Source organism: Vreelandella sp. GE22 (genome assembly GCF_968212445.1).
The window spans coordinates 708,090-723,451 of the sequence record NZ_OZ309110.1 but is presented as its reverse complement, the minus strand read 5'-3'; the positions used below and the strand labels follow the sequence as shown (position 1 = coordinate 723,451).

Below are 15,362 nucleotides of genomic sequence, written 5' to 3'. Positions count from 1 at the left end.
GCGGCCGCTAAGGCTTTTACAGGGGCTCTAACAAGGGCTATAAAAAGCAAGCGACGGGCCAGAGCCCGCCGCCGTTTAACTCACGTGCCGGTTAGCCCACCCGGTAGTTGGGGGCTTCCTTGGTAATCTGCACGTCGTGAACGTGGGATTCGTTGAAGCCGGCGCCGGTGATCTGTACGAACTCCGGCTTGGTGCGCATCTCTTCGATGTCGTGGCAGCCGGTGTAGCCCATGGAGGCGCGAAGCCCGCCCATCATCTGGTGAACGATGGCGCTCATCAGGCCCTTGTAAGGCACTCGGCCTTCGATGCCTTCCGGCACCAGCTTCTCGGCGCCCGCGCTCTTGTCCTGGAAGTAACGGTCCGCACTGCCCTGGCTTTGCGACATCGCCCCCATGGAGCCCATGCCGCGGTACGCCTTGTAGGTCCGGCCCTGGTAGAGCTCGACCTCGCCCGGCGCTTCTTCGGTACCGGCCAGCAGGCCACCGACCATGACCGCACTGGCACCAGCGGCAATCGCCTTGGCCAGGTCGCCAGAGAAGCGCACGCCGCCGTCGGCAATCAAGGGAACGCCGTACTCCTTGAGCGCAGCAGCCACGTTGGAAACCGCGGTGATCTGCGGCACGCCCACACCGGCGACGATACGCGTGGTGCAGATAGAACCCGGGCCAATGCCCACTTTCACGCCGTCTGCACCTGCTTCGGCCAGCGCCTTGGCGGCTTCGGCGGTGGCGATGTTACCACCCACCACTTGAATGTCCGGGAAGTGCTGCTTCACCCAGCGGATACGGTCGATCACGCCTTGGGAGTGGCCGTGGGCGGTATCGACGATCACTACGTCGACACCCGCTTCGGCAAGTGCCGTGATGCGGTCGCCGGTTTCCGGGCCGGTGCCTACGGCAGCACCCACCAGCAGGCGGCCGTCGGTGTCTTTCGCGGCGTTCGGGTAGGTGCGGGCTTTTTCGATATCCTGGAAGGTCACCAGGCCGCGCAGGTGGAAGGCATCGTCGACGATCAGCATTTTCTCGATGCGGTGCTCGCGCATCTTGGCCTTGCTGGCTTCGAGATCAGTGCCTTCGGCGACAGTGACCAGGCGCTCGCGCGGGGTCATGATGTCGGCAACGCTGTCGCCCACGTTGGGCTGAAAGCGCATATCCCGCTCGGTCACGATACCCACCAGGGTTTCGCCTTCGACCACCGGGAAGCCGGAGAAGCCGTACTCGCGGGCCATGGCCAGCAGGTCTTCGAGCTTCGCCTTGGGGCTCACGGTGACCGGGTCTTTCACGATCACGCTTTCATGCTTTTTGACCTTGCGTACCTCGGCGGCCTGCTGGGTCATGGTCATGTTCTTGTGAATGATGCCAATGCCGCCTTCCTGGGCCATCGCAATCGCCAAACGCGCTTCGGTCACCGTGTCCATGGCGGCGGAGACGAGCGGAATATTGAGCGTGATATTGCGGGTCAGGCGGGTTTTGAGGCTGACATCCTTGGGAAGAACGTCGGAGAAGCCAGGAACGAGGAGTACGTCATCGAACGTAAGCGCTTCTTGGGCCATACGTAGCATAGCGGCAACACCCAATGGAAAGTGGGAAGATGGGGCGTGGTAAAGTTAATCGACCATTATAGCGTTTCGAGGGCCTCGCCATCAATGTGGTGGCTGTATCCGGGTGAATAGCGCTTGGCTATAGCGCCCCGATTTTGCCACGGTGCTCTACTTTCAGGGCGCGTTCCCTGAGCGCTTTTCGACACCTGGCCTGGTCATTCCGGGCTTGGCAGCAGCGAGCGGTTCGCTTCGACCAGCTCCATCAATACTTCGATAAAGCCTTGCGCGGCGGGAGTTAGTTCTTGGCGGCGAGAGGTGAGCACGCCGATGTCGCGGTAAAGCCTTTCGCGAATGGGTATGAGGCAAACGTCCTCCCGGCGAAACATCAGCTTGAGCGAAGACGGCAAAGCACTCACGCCGATATTGTTGGCGACCATGCCCAGAATGGTCGATTGATACCCCGCCACCTGCACCGGCTCCATCGGTTTACCGGTGATCGCAAAGCCCTGCTCGGTGAGCCGCCGCATACTGGTGCGCGCTTTCATGGCGATGAACGGCCACTCGACGATCTGATGCCAGCTCACCTCCTCCTCCCCGGCCAACGGGTGGTCCGGCGCGCAGACGAAATAAAGATAATCCTTGTAGATCGGATGGAAATTGACCTCCTCGGAATGGGTGGGGGCCACACTCACGCCGAAATCGACGTCGCCGGCCATCACCTGTTGATAAATCGGCTCGTCGCTCTCCTCCAGGTACTCCGTGCCTATTTGCGGGTAGCGCTTTTGAAACTCCGCCATGGCTGCTGGTACCAGGCTGCCTCCCACCGTCAAAAGTGCGGCGAAACTGATTTGGCCCTGCTGACCTTTGGCGAAGGCGCGCATGCTTTGCAGGCCACGATCCAACCTTGAGAGCACCCGCTCGGCTACTGGCAAGAACTCTCGCCCGGCGGCGGACAAACTCACGTGTCGCGTGGTGCGCTCGAACAAGCGTACGCCCAGCATCTCCTCGAGCTGACGCACCAGCTGGCTGAGCGATGGCTGAGACATGTGAAGCTTTTCAGCGGCTTCGGTGAAGCTACCCAAATCGGCCACGGCGATGATGGCTTCGAGTTGGCGGGCGGTCACGTTATTCATTGGCAATACCAATCAATCCATCTTTTATTCAAATTTATACAATCAATTCTTAAGCGTAATCTACTTACGTTCAATACTCTACCGAGGCAGCGCCCATGCTTAAGCAAGTGATCGATCTTCACGAAATTCTGGATACCCCCAGCGCTTCCGGGGAGCGGGTCAAAGAGCATCTAATCGCCTGCGGCGCGGCGCCGGAGAGTATTCGCGTCACGCGGGTGGAGTCCGAGAAAGGCGCGAGCGATTTTTTGCATATCACCGTGGCCGGCCACAGCGGTAAGCAGGCGGGCAAAGAGGCCCCCACGCTTGGGGTGATCGGCCGCCTGGGCGGCATTGGCGCCCGCCCGGACATTACCGGCTTCGTTTCCGACGGCGACGGCGCACTGGCGGCCCTGGCCGCCGCGGCCAAGCTGATCGGCATGGCAGCCAACGGTGACCAATTAGCCGGCGATGTGATCATCACCACGCATATCTGCCCGGATGCCCCCACCCGCGAGCACCACCCGGTGCCGTTCATGGATTCGCCGATCAGCTTCGAGGATACCTGGGAGCACGAGATCGACACCGCGATGGACGCCATCGTCTCGATCGATACCACCAAGGGCAATCGCGTGATCAACGTGCGCGGCGTGGCCATGTCGCCGACGGTCAAGCAGGGCTACATCCTGCGCACCAGCGAAGACCTGATGGATGTCTTCTCCCGGGTGACCGGCCGCTTGCCCGATATTTTCGCGCTGACTCAGCAAGACATCACGCCCTACGGCAACGGCCTGCATCATCTGAACAGCATCCTCCAGCCTGCGGTGGCCACCCAGGCGCCGGTGATCGGCCTGGCGCTGTCGGCCGAAACCGCCGTTGCTGGTTGCGCTACCGGCGCAAGCCATGAAGTCGATATCGAACAGGCCGCGCGCTTCGCCGTCGAGGTCGCCAAAGACTTCACCGCCGGTATCTGCCAGTTCTTCGATGCCGAGGAGTTCGACCGGCTCATCGCGCTTTACGGCGAGCAGACTCACTTTCAGCAAGGGGGCGCTCGATCATGAGCACGACCACCCCGCGGCTGGGCATCGTGACAATCGGCCAGGCGCCGCGCACGGATCTTCATGACGACCTCGCGGCGCTACTCGCCGCGAACGTCGAGGTGATCGAGCGGGGCGCTCTGGATGAGTGGTCTTTGGAAGAGATCGAACACCGCTACCCCGTTCCTGAAGAGGCGCAGGTACTCGTCTCGCGCATGCGCGACGGCCGCCAGGTCACCATCGCCGAACAGGACCTGGAGCCCCTGCTGGACACAGCGATCCGCGCGATGGCCGAGGACGAGCGGGTCGATGCCATCGTCGTGCTGTGCACCGGCGAGTTGCCCGACTACCGCGAACTCCCCGTGCCCGTGCTCTCGCCCAAGCGCTTGGTCCGCCACGGCCTTCAAGCGCTTTTTCCCAGGGGCAAGCTGCTGGTGATGACCCCGGAGCCGCGCCAGATGGCCTACGCCCAGGCGCGGTGGGAAGAAGCGGGCTTCGAGATCGAGATGCTCAGCGCGTCGCCCTACGGCGAAACACAGGAACTTGAACGCGCTGCTCGGGAGGCCGCCTTGCTGAAAGGCGAGGCACTCTACCTTGACTGCATGGGGTACACCCTGGCCCAGCGCACGCGCATCGCAAAACTCTCCGGCCATCGCACGCTGACACCGCGCCAGCTGGTCTTCAGCGCCGCCAATCTGCTCTTGAGCTAGCCGACACCTTCGCTACATAAAAAAACACGACATCGACACGGGAACAGCCATCATGAACGATACGACCTCGTCGGCGCAGGCCGATAGCGAACCACCACAGTTCGCGCGCCAACATCCAAAATTCTTCTCGCCCTGGCAGATGATCACCAACGTCATCGTCTGCGTATTAGGGGCGATCATCGGCCTGGAGTTGATCACCCGGGTCGGTATTACGCCCAACACCTCGATCATCGGGGCGTTGATCGCCATTTTGCTTTCGTATATTCCGCTGCGCCTTTTTCGCAGCTACCGCTCCCTCGAGCGCCAAACGCTGGTGCAAACCACGATCTCCGGGGCGACCTTCTCGGCGGCCAACGGTCTGCTCTTGCCCCTGGCGATCCCGTTTTTGATGGGCGAATCGCAAATGCTGGTGCCCATGCTCTTTGGCGCAGCGCTGGCCGTGATTACCGATGCCTCGATTCTTTACTTCTCTTTTGACAGCAAGATATTCACCGCGCGGGCGGCCTGGCCGCCGGGGCTTGCGACGGCAGAAGCCTTGAAAGCGGCAGCCAACAAGGGGCGTAACGCCCTTCTGCTGATGGTGGGCATGGCCGGCGGCTTGACCGGCAAGGCGTTTGGCATTCCCGCGGAAATGTTCGGTATCGCCTGGATCGCCAACGTCTTCGCCATGTGCGCGCTGGGCCTTGGGCTCATCCTGCGCGGCTATTCGGAGCAGTTTTTCGGCTTCGATATCAGCACCGCGTATATCCCCCACGGCATCATGATCGGCGCCGGGTTGGTGGCGCTGGTTCAAATCCTTCTGTTGATGCGTCGAGACCGCCGGGAAAAGTCGAACGAGGGCGAGTCGACCCAGCGGCCCACGCGGTCAGCGCTTCAAATGCGCACCGCCATGCTGAACGGATTTGGCGTTTACTTGATTATTGCGCTGACACTGGCGCTGGGTACGGGCATCTATACCGACATGCCGCTGGGTATGCTGTTCGGCTGGATGGTGTTTGCAGCCCTTGCCGCCATGGCCTCGGAGCTGATCGTTGGCATCGCCGCGATGCACTCCGGGTGGTTCCCCTCCTTCGCGACGGCGCTCATTTTTCTGGTCATCGGCATGTTGATCGGTTTTCCAAGCGAGGCGCTGGGCATACTGGTCGCCTTTACCGTAGCCACCGGCCCGGCGTTTGCGGATATGGCCTACGACCTGAAAGCCGGCTGGGTGATTCGTGGCGAAGGCACCGACCCGGAATACGAGCTGGACGGCCGCCGTCAGCAGTACTTTGCGGAGCTTTTTAGCTTCGGCGTGGCCATCGTCATCGTGGCGCTGGTCTTCAACGCCTATTTCGCCGCCGACCTGGTGCCGCCGGTCGCCCGCGTTTATGTCGCCACCATCGATGCAGGCGCCAGCCTGGAAGTCGCCAAGCAGCTACTGATTTGGGGCGTGGTGGGTGCCATCATTCAGGCCGTGGGCGGTATGTCCCGCCAAATCGGGGTGCTGCTGGCCACGGGGCTGCTCATCACATCGCCGGTGGCGGGCATCGTGATCTATATTGCGCTGGTCATCCGCTGGCTGGTGGTCAAACGCTTTGGCACCGATGGCGGCCATAAGCTCTATATTCTGGGGGCGGGGTTCATTACCGGCTCGGCGCTTTACAGTTTCTTCTCCTCGACCCTTAAACTGGGTTCCCGGTAATCTGACGTTACGGGCGACGCGATTGCGCCGCCCGCACTGTTTAGGAGTCACACCATGTCACGTTTACTTTTGTTGAGCAGCTCCCGCGCCGGTAGCACCGGCTATCTCGACCATGCAAAGCCCCTCATCGGTGATTTTTTGGGCGACAACCCCACCCCGGTCAAGCGGGTGTTGTTCGTGCCCTTCGCCGGTGTGGGCAAAACCTTCGACGACTATCTCGCGCAAGTACGCCCGGCCTTCGAGGCGCTGGGCCTCGAGGTCGAGGGCATTCATCAGGCCGCAGATGCTCAGCAAGCGGTGCGCAACGCCGAAGCTATCGCCGTGGGCGGCGGCAACACGTTCGCGCTGGTCAAGCGCCTTTACGAGGCGGATCTACTCCCGGTCATTCAGGAGCGTGTCGCCCAGGGGCTCCCCTACATGGGCTGGAGCGCGGGCTCGAATATCGCCGGACCGACGATTTGTACCACCAACGACATGCCGATCGTCGAGCCGCCCAGCTTCAAGACGCTGAACCTGGTGCCGTTTCAGCTCAACCCGCACTTTCTTGCCGGTAAACCCGCCGGGCATAACGGCGAAAGCCGCGAAGAGCGTTTGAGCGAGTACCTGGCGCTCAACCCCCAGGCGTTGGTGGTTGGCCTGCGTGAAGGCACGGCGCTTCGCCGGGAGGGCGAGTCGCTCCAACTGCTCGGCGAGCTCGATGGCGTCAAGTTCTCGGCAAACGGCCAGCAGGAACTCACCGCCAATAGCCAGCTGGACCATTTGCTAACGACCAATTAATGCTAGGCTAAGCGCTTTCTCGACCCGAAGCCTTCCATGACCTCACCTTCTTCCAAAGCGCTTTCCGTGAGCGCCCTCAACAAGCAGGCCCGCCAGGCGCTGGAGCGCGACATGGGTGAGGTCTGGGTCGAGGGCGAGCTCTCCAACGTCTCTAAACCCGCCTCGGGCCACATCTATTTCACCTTGAAGGACGACCTGGCCCAAGTGCGCTGCGCGCTGTTTCGCCAGCGCGCGCGCTTCGTGGCAGCGCCCATGCGCGACGGCGACCAGGTCAAGCTGCGCGGCAAGGTTTCGCTGTTCGAGCCCCGGGGCGACTACCAGCTGATTGCCGAAGCCGTGCAGGCGGCAGGCCTTGGCGAGTTACTGGCGGCCTTCGAGCGGCTGAAAGCCCAGCTGGATGGCGAGGGGGTGTTCGCCAACGCCCGGGAACTCCCCTACCCGCCCCGCAAGCTATTGATTCTAAGCTCCGCCACCGGGGCGGCAATTCGCGATGTATTGGCGGTCCTCAAAGCGCGCTGGCCGCTGACGGACGTGACGCTGATCCCGGTGCCGGTTCAGGGGGCGGAGGCCGCGCCGGCGATGGTCTCGGCGCTGGCACTGCTCAACCGGCAAACGCGGCTGGACCCGAACCAGGACGCAATACTGATCACCCGCGGCGGCGGTAGCCTGGAGGACCTGTGGGCGTTCAACAACGAACACCTGGCCCGAGCGATTTTCAACTCCCGCCTGCCGGTGATGTCCGCGGTAGGTCATGAGGTGGACACGACCCTTGCCGACTTCGCCGCCGACATACGCGCCCCCACGCCCTCGGCCGCGGCGGAGCGGCTGGTGCCGGATGGCACGGCGCTTGCCCGAACACTTGGCCAGAGCGAGGCGCGCCTGCGCCGGGCCATGCAGCAAAAGCTTCAACGCGAAAGCCAGCGGCTGGACAACCTGCGCGCCCGGCTCAAACACCCCGGCGAGCAGCTCGCCCAGAAGCGCCAGCAGGTCGATCAGCTAGGCCAGCGCCTTCAACGGGCCATGCAGCTTACCCTGACGCAGCAGCAGGGCCGCGTCACTCAACTTGGCAAGCGCCTGGCAAGCCAGGACATGGCGCGGCTTCACCAGGCAGAGCAAACACGCATCCACCAGCTCGAGCGGCGCCTAAAAGGCGCCATACAGCGCACCCTTGAAGCGCGCCGGGCCAGGCTTACCAGCGCCGCGCGGGAACTGAACGCGGTAAGCCCACTGGCCGTGCTGGGCCGGGGCTATGCGATTGCTCAGGATGATAAGGGCCAAGTGATACACAGCGCCCAGGACACCGCACCAGGCCAGAAGCTTTCGTTGCGCCTGGGCGAGGGGCGTTTGAGCGTCGAGGTAAAACGCCGCCATAAAAAATAGCGCCCGGCGTGGGCCGGGCGCTATGGCGATACTTAAAGCATCGCTTCAAGTGGGGTGTTTCAGATTACCGCTTGGGCGGCTCCAGGGTGTCGTCGCCCTGAGTATTGCCGGAAGGCGTATCCGAGTCGGCCAGGCCGTGCTCTTTTTTGCGGCTGTCCTTCTCGTGGGGCGTGCGCTCTTTGCCCGGCTTACCGGCAGGGCCGGACGCGGAGTTGTGCCCCGGCATGGCTTCGTCGGTGTAGCGCATCGATTCGCCCCCGGTATCGCTTGGCGTGCGCTTGGGGTCGTGTTCCTGATGGTCCTTATCGGTATCGTTGTTCATCTTCTCGGTCCTCTCGTGAAGCGTGTGCTGCATCTTGTCCGCTTGCTCGTGGCCCCTATCCGCCGCCTCGCTCATGAAACGGTCACGATACTCGCCCATGTACTCATCCTCTTTACGTGTAGAGGGTAGAATACCGCCCAGCGCCGCGCCAATAGCAAACCCTAACGCACCGGCTACCAGCGGGTGCTGCTGAATAAAATCAGATGTTTGGCGACCAGCGTCCTGCGCCCACTGCGTGCCGTCCTGAACGCCGTGTTGGGATGATTCGTAAAAACGCGAAGTGGTATTGCGCATGCTGCCTCCCATATCGTGTGCCCGGTCGCTCAAGTGGTGCGCTGCGTCGCTGGCGCCGTGGCCGAAATGACGCGCTCTTTCGGTCATGCGTTCTTTCATGCTCGGCCCTTCGTTATGGCGGGAAGCGGCGGGGTCATCGCCATACGTCTCGTCAAACGCCGGCGGGTGGGAGAACGCGCTGGGCGCTGGGCGTCCAAAAGGCCGGGGCGGTGAGCCCGCCTCCAACCCGGCCGCATGGCCACCACCAAAAGCGTCGCGTTCCTGCTCGCGGGGGTCACGGCCTGGCCCTTGGCCGGCCGAAAAGCCCGTCGCCTGGCCTTCGCGGTAACCGGTGTTATCGAAGCGCCCGGTCGGGCCGCTATGCGGGTAGGCTTCGGAGTTGGCGAAGTGCGCTGCCCCGCTTTGGCGCTGCGTATTGGCGCTGAGCTGGGCGGTTACTAGCCAACCAAGCCCGGCCCCGGTGACCAGAAACGGTACCGGGTTTTCCTTGATGGTCGTGCTCAGGTTGGTGAAAAACTCGTTCGCACCGCCCTGGCGCAGGTAGTCGTAGGAGGCGTTGAGCAGGCGCTGGGGCGAAAAACGCTCTTCGATTTCGCTAAGCGTGGAGTCGAGGCGCTCCCGGGAGCGGTGAATATCCTTTTCGATCTCCTCGGGGCTTCGTTGGTCCGGATGCTCGCTCATTTCAACTCCTCCTTGACGTTGTGCTGATGCTCCTTCGCAAGCGTCTTGTCACGTTGCAGGCTTTGCATGGTGCGCTGGGGCATCAGGCTGCGCGCCTTGATCTTGTTGAGCCCTACGCTGAGCATGATCATGCCCACCACGGCCACGACAACGCCCACGATGGCGGCGGAAAGCCAGGGCGTCATGTCCGGGGGAAGGATTTCATTGAGTAAGAAGACCGCCGCTGCCAACAGCACCAGAAAGCCGGCAAAAATGACCGCGCCGGCAATGGCGATGGCGGCCAGGCCGGTCATGGCCTGGTGGGTTTTTTCGGATACCTCGGCCTTGGCAAGCTCGGCTTCGTTGCGAACCAAATCGGTGACTTCGCGGGTCAACGTCGTTAAGAGCGAGCCAACGGACGCTCCCTGCGTCGTACTATTATGCTGCGTTTCCATATAAGCCTCGTGCGTACTGGCAAGTCGATGAACGTTAAACCCCGTAATTCTTAGCGGGATGAACGGTTTGGGCCGTTATCACCGGCTAAAGGGTCATCGCCGGGCCTTGGCGTGGTAATCGGCCGGGAAGGCTCGCCGTAGCCGTAAGCGCTGGGTTCTGAGGGCTCGCGCTGGTGAGGCGCGCCGCCATTACCCGGTCGCATACTGTCGCTTTCGAACGACGAAGAATGGCCAGACGCCGGGTGTTGCGAGGCGTAGCGCGACCCCGAGGCATTCATGTCCGTACGCCGCTCGCTATAGGCACCTTGCTGATGGTCGCTCGAGCTTCTCAAAAAGCGCGCGACCAAAAAGCCCACCGCGATGGCCCCGCCGATGAAAACCGCCGGTTCGCGGCGGCTATAGTCCTGGGCATCGTGGCAAATACGCCGCAGGTCCTTATCGCGCAGCTGGTGGGAGAAGCCGTCGGCCAGGTCGGCCACTTTACGCGCCTGCTGGGAAAAGAACGGCTGCTGCTGGCTATCGAACTCGTCCGCCGTTTTTTTCATAACGCCGGTAAACTTGCTGGCGTATTCGGCAAACGTTTGGCGCTGACTGTCATAGAAGTGTTCGGCCTGGTGCTGGGCGGCGCCGCCGATATCATGAGCCGCTTCCCGGCCCTGCTCTTTGAGACGTTCCGTATCCAGGTGGTCATGCGCGCCAGACGTTTGGTGGGCGCTGCCGCCACTCGGGCCGGAGTGGGAGTACTTTCCTTGATCGCTCATTGATTGCATCCTCCATGCGTTGCAGCTGGTGGTACTAAACAAAATGAACTTCAAGCGCTAATTAAAGCGCCTTCCTTTTTAAAACAAAGACTAATTATTAGTGGGAATTAATAGTACGCCACTATTGAAATATAGCGAGACAACGAAAACTGTCAATTTATAAATACGACGCTCAAAAAGCGCTATAAAAACCAAAACAATCAAATAAAAATATAAATTTTCAATTCAATTTCAAATACTTGTACAACACAAAACCTCAAAAAAACGAAACTCGCAAAAGATGGTTAAATATAACTAACTTATTTAAAAAAGAACCTCATTGAAAAATAAACAGTTTATTTAAAGGGCCATTAAACCGGAATGATTAATTTAACAAAGGTTATTAATTAAAAGTGTGAGTGATACGTCGTAGGTTTGGCCCTTTTACGACTTTCAACTAGGGTGAACATAGGCGCCCAGAATGAACATCGGCATCTAGTATGAACATATGCCGCGGCCGAGGAAGCGGCCGCCGGTCGGCCTTTGAGCCAAGCGCCCGCCCTACGCCGTTAACCAAGGAGTGAGACACCATGAGCGATCAACTGCAACCCCCGCAACATCAGAACAAGCAGCCAGGCGACGAGCACGCCATGCGCCCGGAGCCCGAGTACATTCGGGAGAGCTACCGGGGCTCCAATAAGCTGCTCGATAAAGTAGCGATCATTACCGGCGGCGACAGCGGCATCGGCCGCGCCGTGGCCGTGCATTATGCTCGGGAAGGCGCCGACAGCGTGATCGTTCACCTCAAAGAAGACGAAGACGCCAAAGAGACCAAGCGGCTGGTAGAAGCGGAAGGCAGGCGGTGTCTGGTACTCAAGGGTGATGTCGGTGAACCCGGCTTTTGTCGCGAGATCGTACAAAGCACCCTCGATGAATACGGCCAGATCAACATCCTGATCAACAACGCCGCCGAACAGTACGACTGGGACGACATCACCGACATTCCCGATGACCAGTTGCAGCGTACCTTCCAGACCAATATCTTCAGCCACTTCTACATGGTCAAGGCGGCCTTGGCCCACCTAAACGAAGGCGACACCATTATCGCCACCTCGTCGATCAACGCCTTCAAGGGCAACGACACACTGATCGACTACACCGCGACCAAGGGCGCGATTCAGGGGCTGGTACGCTCGCTTGCCATGTCGCTGATGGATCGCGGTATTCGTGTCAACGCCGTGGCCCCGGGGCCTGTGTGGACCCCGTTGATTCCCGCCAGCATGGATGACGACAAAGTCGCCGGTTTCGGCGCCCAGGTACCCATGAAACGCGCGGGTCAGCCCAGCGAAATGGGGCCCGCCTACGTCTATCTGGCATGCCAGGACTCTTCCTACATGAGCGGGCAAACGCTGCACTTGAACGGCGGGGTCGTGCTGAATACATAAGAGGGCTTTCGAAACCCGGTACGCCAAAAGGCCTAATACCGATCAGTTAAGGCTTTTGCCTACCCACAACGAGCGGTAAATCTATTGTAGCAGCGCGTTGCGCTGCGTCGCTGGCTAAAGCCTGCTCTTACGAGGGATGGGGCACGACTCCATTGTAGGAGCCCAATTCCATTGGGCGATGGCGGCGATAGCCGCCCTTCGGTGGCGACGGCACTTTTGGTTGCCATCATCACCAACCCCAGCAGCGCGTTGCGCTGCATCGCTGGCTGAAGCCTGCTCCTACAAGGGATGGATGCAAGATTTCGTTGTTGGGGAGCCCGCTTCAGCGGTGGTCCGACCATTCGGCGAATAGCGCCGTCAGGCGCCCTGGCCAGGCCACCCGTCGCGAGCTAAAGCTCCATCCCACAGGTGCTAGCCAAGCTTAACTGATCGGCATTACGCCAAAAGGCCGGCTTTAAAGCCGGCCTTTTAAATGCTCGCGTCAGGTTTGAATCATGGTATCCGCTTCATCGTCGCTGACGCCCAGCATTTGCAAAATATAGCGCTGGGTGGCGATCAGCACCTGCTTGCGCTCCGCTTCGCCGGGCAGGCTTTTGGCAATGGCGACCGCGCCCACCAAAGCGGCCAGAATGACGCGGGATTTATCCGCAATCGCCTGACGGTCATCCGCCAGCGGCAGTTTATTGAGCCGACCCAATGCGCGCAGGCGCATCTCCAGCATCTTTTTCATACTCAGATACGAGGCTTCGAACAGGGTGCGAATTTCAGCTTGTTCGCTGCCGATTTCATTGAACAGCACCGCTTCCGGGCCCGGCTTTTGCCGGGTTTCGAGCTCTTGAAGATTGCAGTAGTTAGCGACCAGCTCGGTCAGGTGCTGAAGCGAAAGCGGCCCTTTCACCAACCGGGCAGCGCGGCTCTCGTTCAAGGTCAAGCGAACGGACTCGTGGTACAAGGCTTCTTTCGAGGCAAAATGGGCATAAAAAGCGCCATGCGTCATTTTGGCGAGCTTCATGATCTGGCCAATCGATACCTTGTGAAACCCGTTGCGGCTAAAAAGCTCGGTGGCCGAGGCTAAAATGCGCTCTTTCGTTTTCGACTTACGACTCTTGGGGTAAGGCATAGTGACCTCGGACTGGGCACGCTTAATATTATCTTGATCATATAATGCGGATTGCTAGGGTGGCGGCATCAATCACTCAGGAACCGCTATGCAATCACCAATTGTTATTACCGGCATGGGTATGGTCAGCCCTCTGGGCAGTAGCGTCAATACGAGCTGGCAACGCTTGCTGGATGGCCAGTCCGGTATTGGCGCCATCGAACGCTTTGATACCGGCGAGCTCCCGGTCAAGATATCGGGCACCGTCAAGACGCTGGACCAGGACCCGGCGCACGGCCTGGACCTGGACGCGATTGCCAACCCCAAGGAGCGGCGCAAGCTCGATCTGTTCAGCCTCTATGCGTTGGCCGCCGCCCAGGAAGCGCTGGACCAGGCGAGTTGGCACCCGACCGAGGCGTTTCATAAACGCCGTACCGCCACCATCGTGGGCTCGGGGATTGGCGGCTTCCCGACGATCACCCAAGCGCAGCAAACGCTGAGCACGCGGGGTCATCGCAAGCTTTCCCCCTTTACCGTGCCGGCCTTTTTGGCCAACCTGGCCGCCGGCAATCTTTCCATTCGCTACGGTTTTCAAGGGCCGCTGGGGTGCCCGGTCACTGCCTGCGCGGCCGGCCTGCAGGCCATTGGCGATGGCATGCGCTTGATTCGCAGCGGCGAGGCGGATGTCGCGTTGGTGGGCGGCGCCGAGGCGTGTATCGACCCCTTGTCCCTGGCAAGCTTTAACGCGTTGAAAGCGCTCTCCACCGAGTCCACGGCGCCGCAGCGCGCCTCGCGGCCATTCGACCGGGCGCGTTCGGGCTTCGTCATGGGGGAAGGGGCCGGGCTTTTAGTGATCGAAACGCTTGAGCACGCTCTTGCTCGGGGCGCCACGCCGCTTGCCGTCGTGAGCGGCTATGGTACCAGCGCCGATGCGCATCATATGACGGCGGGCCCGGAAGATGGTGCCGGCGCCGCCCTGGCGATTAATAGCGCGCTCGACATGGCGGGCTTGAGCGGGGCCGACATCGATCACGTCAACGCTCACGCTACCTCGACGCCGGTCGGCGATCGTGCGGAAATTGCATCACTTCGGGCGGCCTTCGGCGAGCGGCTGCCCTTTATTCCCATTTCAGCCACCAAGGCATCGACGGGGCATCTGCTGGGCGCCGCCGGGGGCATCGAAAGTATCTTTTCGGCCCTGACGGCCATTCATCAAACGCTCCCGCCTACGCTCAACATGGAGCAGTGCGATGACGACATGCAGGATTTAACCTTCGTCACCGCTGCCCGGGGCCACGCTACCCGGCATGTCTTGTGCAACGGATTCGGTTTCGGGGGTGTGAACGCTGCGTTGATCATCAGCCCGGTCCACTAACCCTCTAATCGAGGCCTGAGAAGCAGCGTAAAAAGCGCTATCAGGCCGGTTGCGCAACCGGCGCATCGACCAGCACGCCCTCGAACAAAATAGCTTCGAACTGCTCCATCGGCGCCGTCGACTTGAGCGTTTTGGAGCGCAGAATGGCGCCTTCCCAGCCAGAGAGAATGAAACTGGCCAGGGCCTCGGCGGGCGCCTGAGACGCGATTTGACCTTTGGCCTGGGCGGCCTCGATACACACCGCAAAACGCTGCTCCCAGCGCTTGAACACGTTATTGAGCGCGTCGCGGAAGGTGTCGCTTTGGCCGGAGAGCTCCTGGCCCAGGTTACCGATCAAACAGCCGGTTTTATGGTTGCAGTCGCTCATGTAGGCGCGCCCTTGGGCAAAATAGAGGCGCAGCCGCTCACAAGGGTCGAGGGAGTCGTTTTCCAACAGGGCAGCAAGGTCTTCGTCGTACTCTTCGCCAAAGCGCTCGATCACTGCCAGGCCGAAATCTTCCTTGCTCGAGAAGTAGTGATAAAACGACCCCTTGGGCACCCCGCAGGTGCTCAGAACGGCGTTAATCCCGGTGGCCGTGTAGCCGTGCTGAGAGATCAGCTCGGCGCCGGTATTAATCAGTTTGTCGCGGGTTGCGGTGTTTTTCATAGCGTTGTTTGAGCCTGTCGTTCGGATACCGCTACCGATCTTGAAGCCGGTATATTTATTAAAAATGGCATGCCGTGGGGCTGGGCGCCAGC

Annotated in this window: 14 protein-coding genes; 7 read left to right on the top strand and 7 right to left on the bottom strand. The window is 60.7% G+C overall.

Annotated elements, in window-relative coordinates; all coding sequences use genetic code 11:
* Window positions 1-91: 91 nt before the first annotated feature.
* The gene (gene guaB, locus ACWHRL_RS03485; protein WP_447895242.1) at window positions 92-1,561 is read right to left on the bottom strand and encodes an IMP dehydrogenase; all 1,470 of its coding nucleotides are present in this window, start codon (window positions 1,559-1,561) and stop codon (window positions 92-94) included.
* A gap of 194 nt (window positions 1,562-1,755) precedes the next feature.
* Window positions 1,756-2,673, bottom strand: coding sequence for a LysR family transcriptional regulator (locus ACWHRL_RS03480; RefSeq protein ID WP_447895241.1), 918 nt, complete (start codon window positions 2,671-2,673; stop codon window positions 1,756-1,758).
* A 95-nt stretch (window positions 2,674-2,768) separates the two neighbouring features.
* Between ACWHRL_RS03480 and ACWHRL_RS03475 the strand changes: the two genes are divergently transcribed.
* The 5 genes from ACWHRL_RS03475 to xseA are packed head-to-tail and all read left to right on the top strand — an operon-like array spanning window position 2,769 to window position 8,234.
* Window positions 2,769-3,710: a DUF1177 domain-containing protein gene (locus ACWHRL_RS03475; RefSeq protein WP_447895240.1), complete on the top strand. Its 942-nt coding sequence runs from the start codon at window positions 2,769-2,771 to the stop codon at window positions 3,708-3,710.
* A complete protein-coding gene (locus tag ACWHRL_RS03470) occupies window positions 3,707-4,396 on the top strand; it encodes an AroM family protein (protein ID WP_447895239.1) in 690 nt (229 codons plus the stop codon). The genes ACWHRL_RS03475 and ACWHRL_RS03470 overlap by 4 nt, the downstream gene beginning before the upstream one ends.
* A gap of 52 nt (window positions 4,397-4,448) precedes the next feature.
* Complete coding sequence (locus ACWHRL_RS03465) at window positions 4,449-6,077, top strand: OPT/YSL family transporter (protein ID WP_447895238.1); 1,629 nt, start codon at window positions 4,449-4,451, stop codon at window positions 6,075-6,077.
* A gap of 54 nt (window positions 6,078-6,131) precedes the next feature.
* The gene (pepE, locus tag ACWHRL_RS03460; RefSeq protein WP_447895237.1) at window positions 6,132-6,854 is read left to right on the top strand and encodes a dipeptidase PepE; all 723 of its coding nucleotides are present in this window, start codon (window positions 6,132-6,134) and stop codon (window positions 6,852-6,854) included.
* Window positions 6,855-6,890: 36 nt separating this feature from the next.
* Window positions 6,891-8,234, top strand: coding sequence for an exodeoxyribonuclease VII large subunit (gene xseA / locus ACWHRL_RS03455; RefSeq protein ID WP_447895236.1), 1,344 nt, complete (start codon window positions 6,891-6,893; stop codon window positions 8,232-8,234).
* 64 nt (window positions 8,235-8,298) lie between these two features.
* Here the strand turns inward: xseA and ACWHRL_RS03450 are convergent, their stop codons facing one another.
* From ACWHRL_RS03450 to ACWHRL_RS03440, 3 genes are read right to left on the bottom strand one after another with little or no spacing between them, the layout of a single operon-like run.
* Window positions 8,299-9,531, bottom strand: a complete 1,233-nt coding sequence (locus ACWHRL_RS03450; RefSeq protein WP_447895235.1) for a DUF3618 domain-containing protein — start codon at window positions 9,529-9,531, stop codon at window positions 8,299-8,301.
* Window positions 9,528-9,965, bottom strand: a complete 438-nt coding sequence (locus ACWHRL_RS03445; RefSeq protein WP_447895234.1) for a phage holin family protein — start codon at window positions 9,963-9,965, stop codon at window positions 9,528-9,530. Before ACWHRL_RS03445 ends, ACWHRL_RS03450 begins: the two co-directional genes overlap by 4 nt.
* Before the next feature lie 50 nt (window positions 9,966-10,015).
* Entirely contained in the window at window positions 10,016-10,726 is a 711-nt protein-coding gene (locus tag ACWHRL_RS03440) for a hypothetical protein (protein WP_447895233.1), read from the bottom strand.
* Between the two features lie 569 nt (window positions 10,727-11,295).
* Between ACWHRL_RS03440 and ACWHRL_RS03435 the strand changes: the two genes are divergently transcribed.
* The gene (locus ACWHRL_RS03435) at window positions 11,296-12,150 is read left to right on the top strand and encodes an SDR family oxidoreductase (protein WP_447895232.1); all 855 of its coding nucleotides are present in this window, start codon (window positions 11,296-11,298) and stop codon (window positions 12,148-12,150) included.
* A gap of 481 nt (window positions 12,151-12,631) precedes the next feature.
* Here the strand turns inward: ACWHRL_RS03435 and ACWHRL_RS03430 are convergent, their stop codons facing one another.
* Window positions 12,632-13,270, bottom strand: a complete 639-nt coding sequence (locus tag ACWHRL_RS03430; protein ID WP_447527880.1) for a TetR/AcrR family transcriptional regulator — start codon at window positions 13,268-13,270, stop codon at window positions 12,632-12,634.
* Between the two features lie 88 nt (window positions 13,271-13,358).
* Between ACWHRL_RS03430 and fabF the strand changes: the two genes are divergently transcribed.
* Window positions 13,359-14,624: a beta-ketoacyl-ACP synthase II gene (fabF, locus tag ACWHRL_RS03425; RefSeq protein ID WP_447895231.1), complete on the top strand. Its 1,266-nt coding sequence runs from the start codon at window positions 13,359-13,361 to the stop codon at window positions 14,622-14,624.
* Window positions 14,625-14,664: 40 nt separating this feature from the next.
* Here the strand turns inward: fabF and ACWHRL_RS03420 are convergent, their stop codons facing one another.
* Window positions 14,665-15,270 carry a TetR family transcriptional regulator C-terminal domain-containing protein gene (locus ACWHRL_RS03420; protein WP_447895230.1) on the bottom strand — a complete coding sequence of 202 codons (606 nt, stop codon included), beginning with the start codon at window positions 15,268-15,270 and terminating at the stop codon, window positions 14,665-14,667.
* Between the last annotated feature and the right edge of the window lie 92 nt (window positions 15,271-15,362).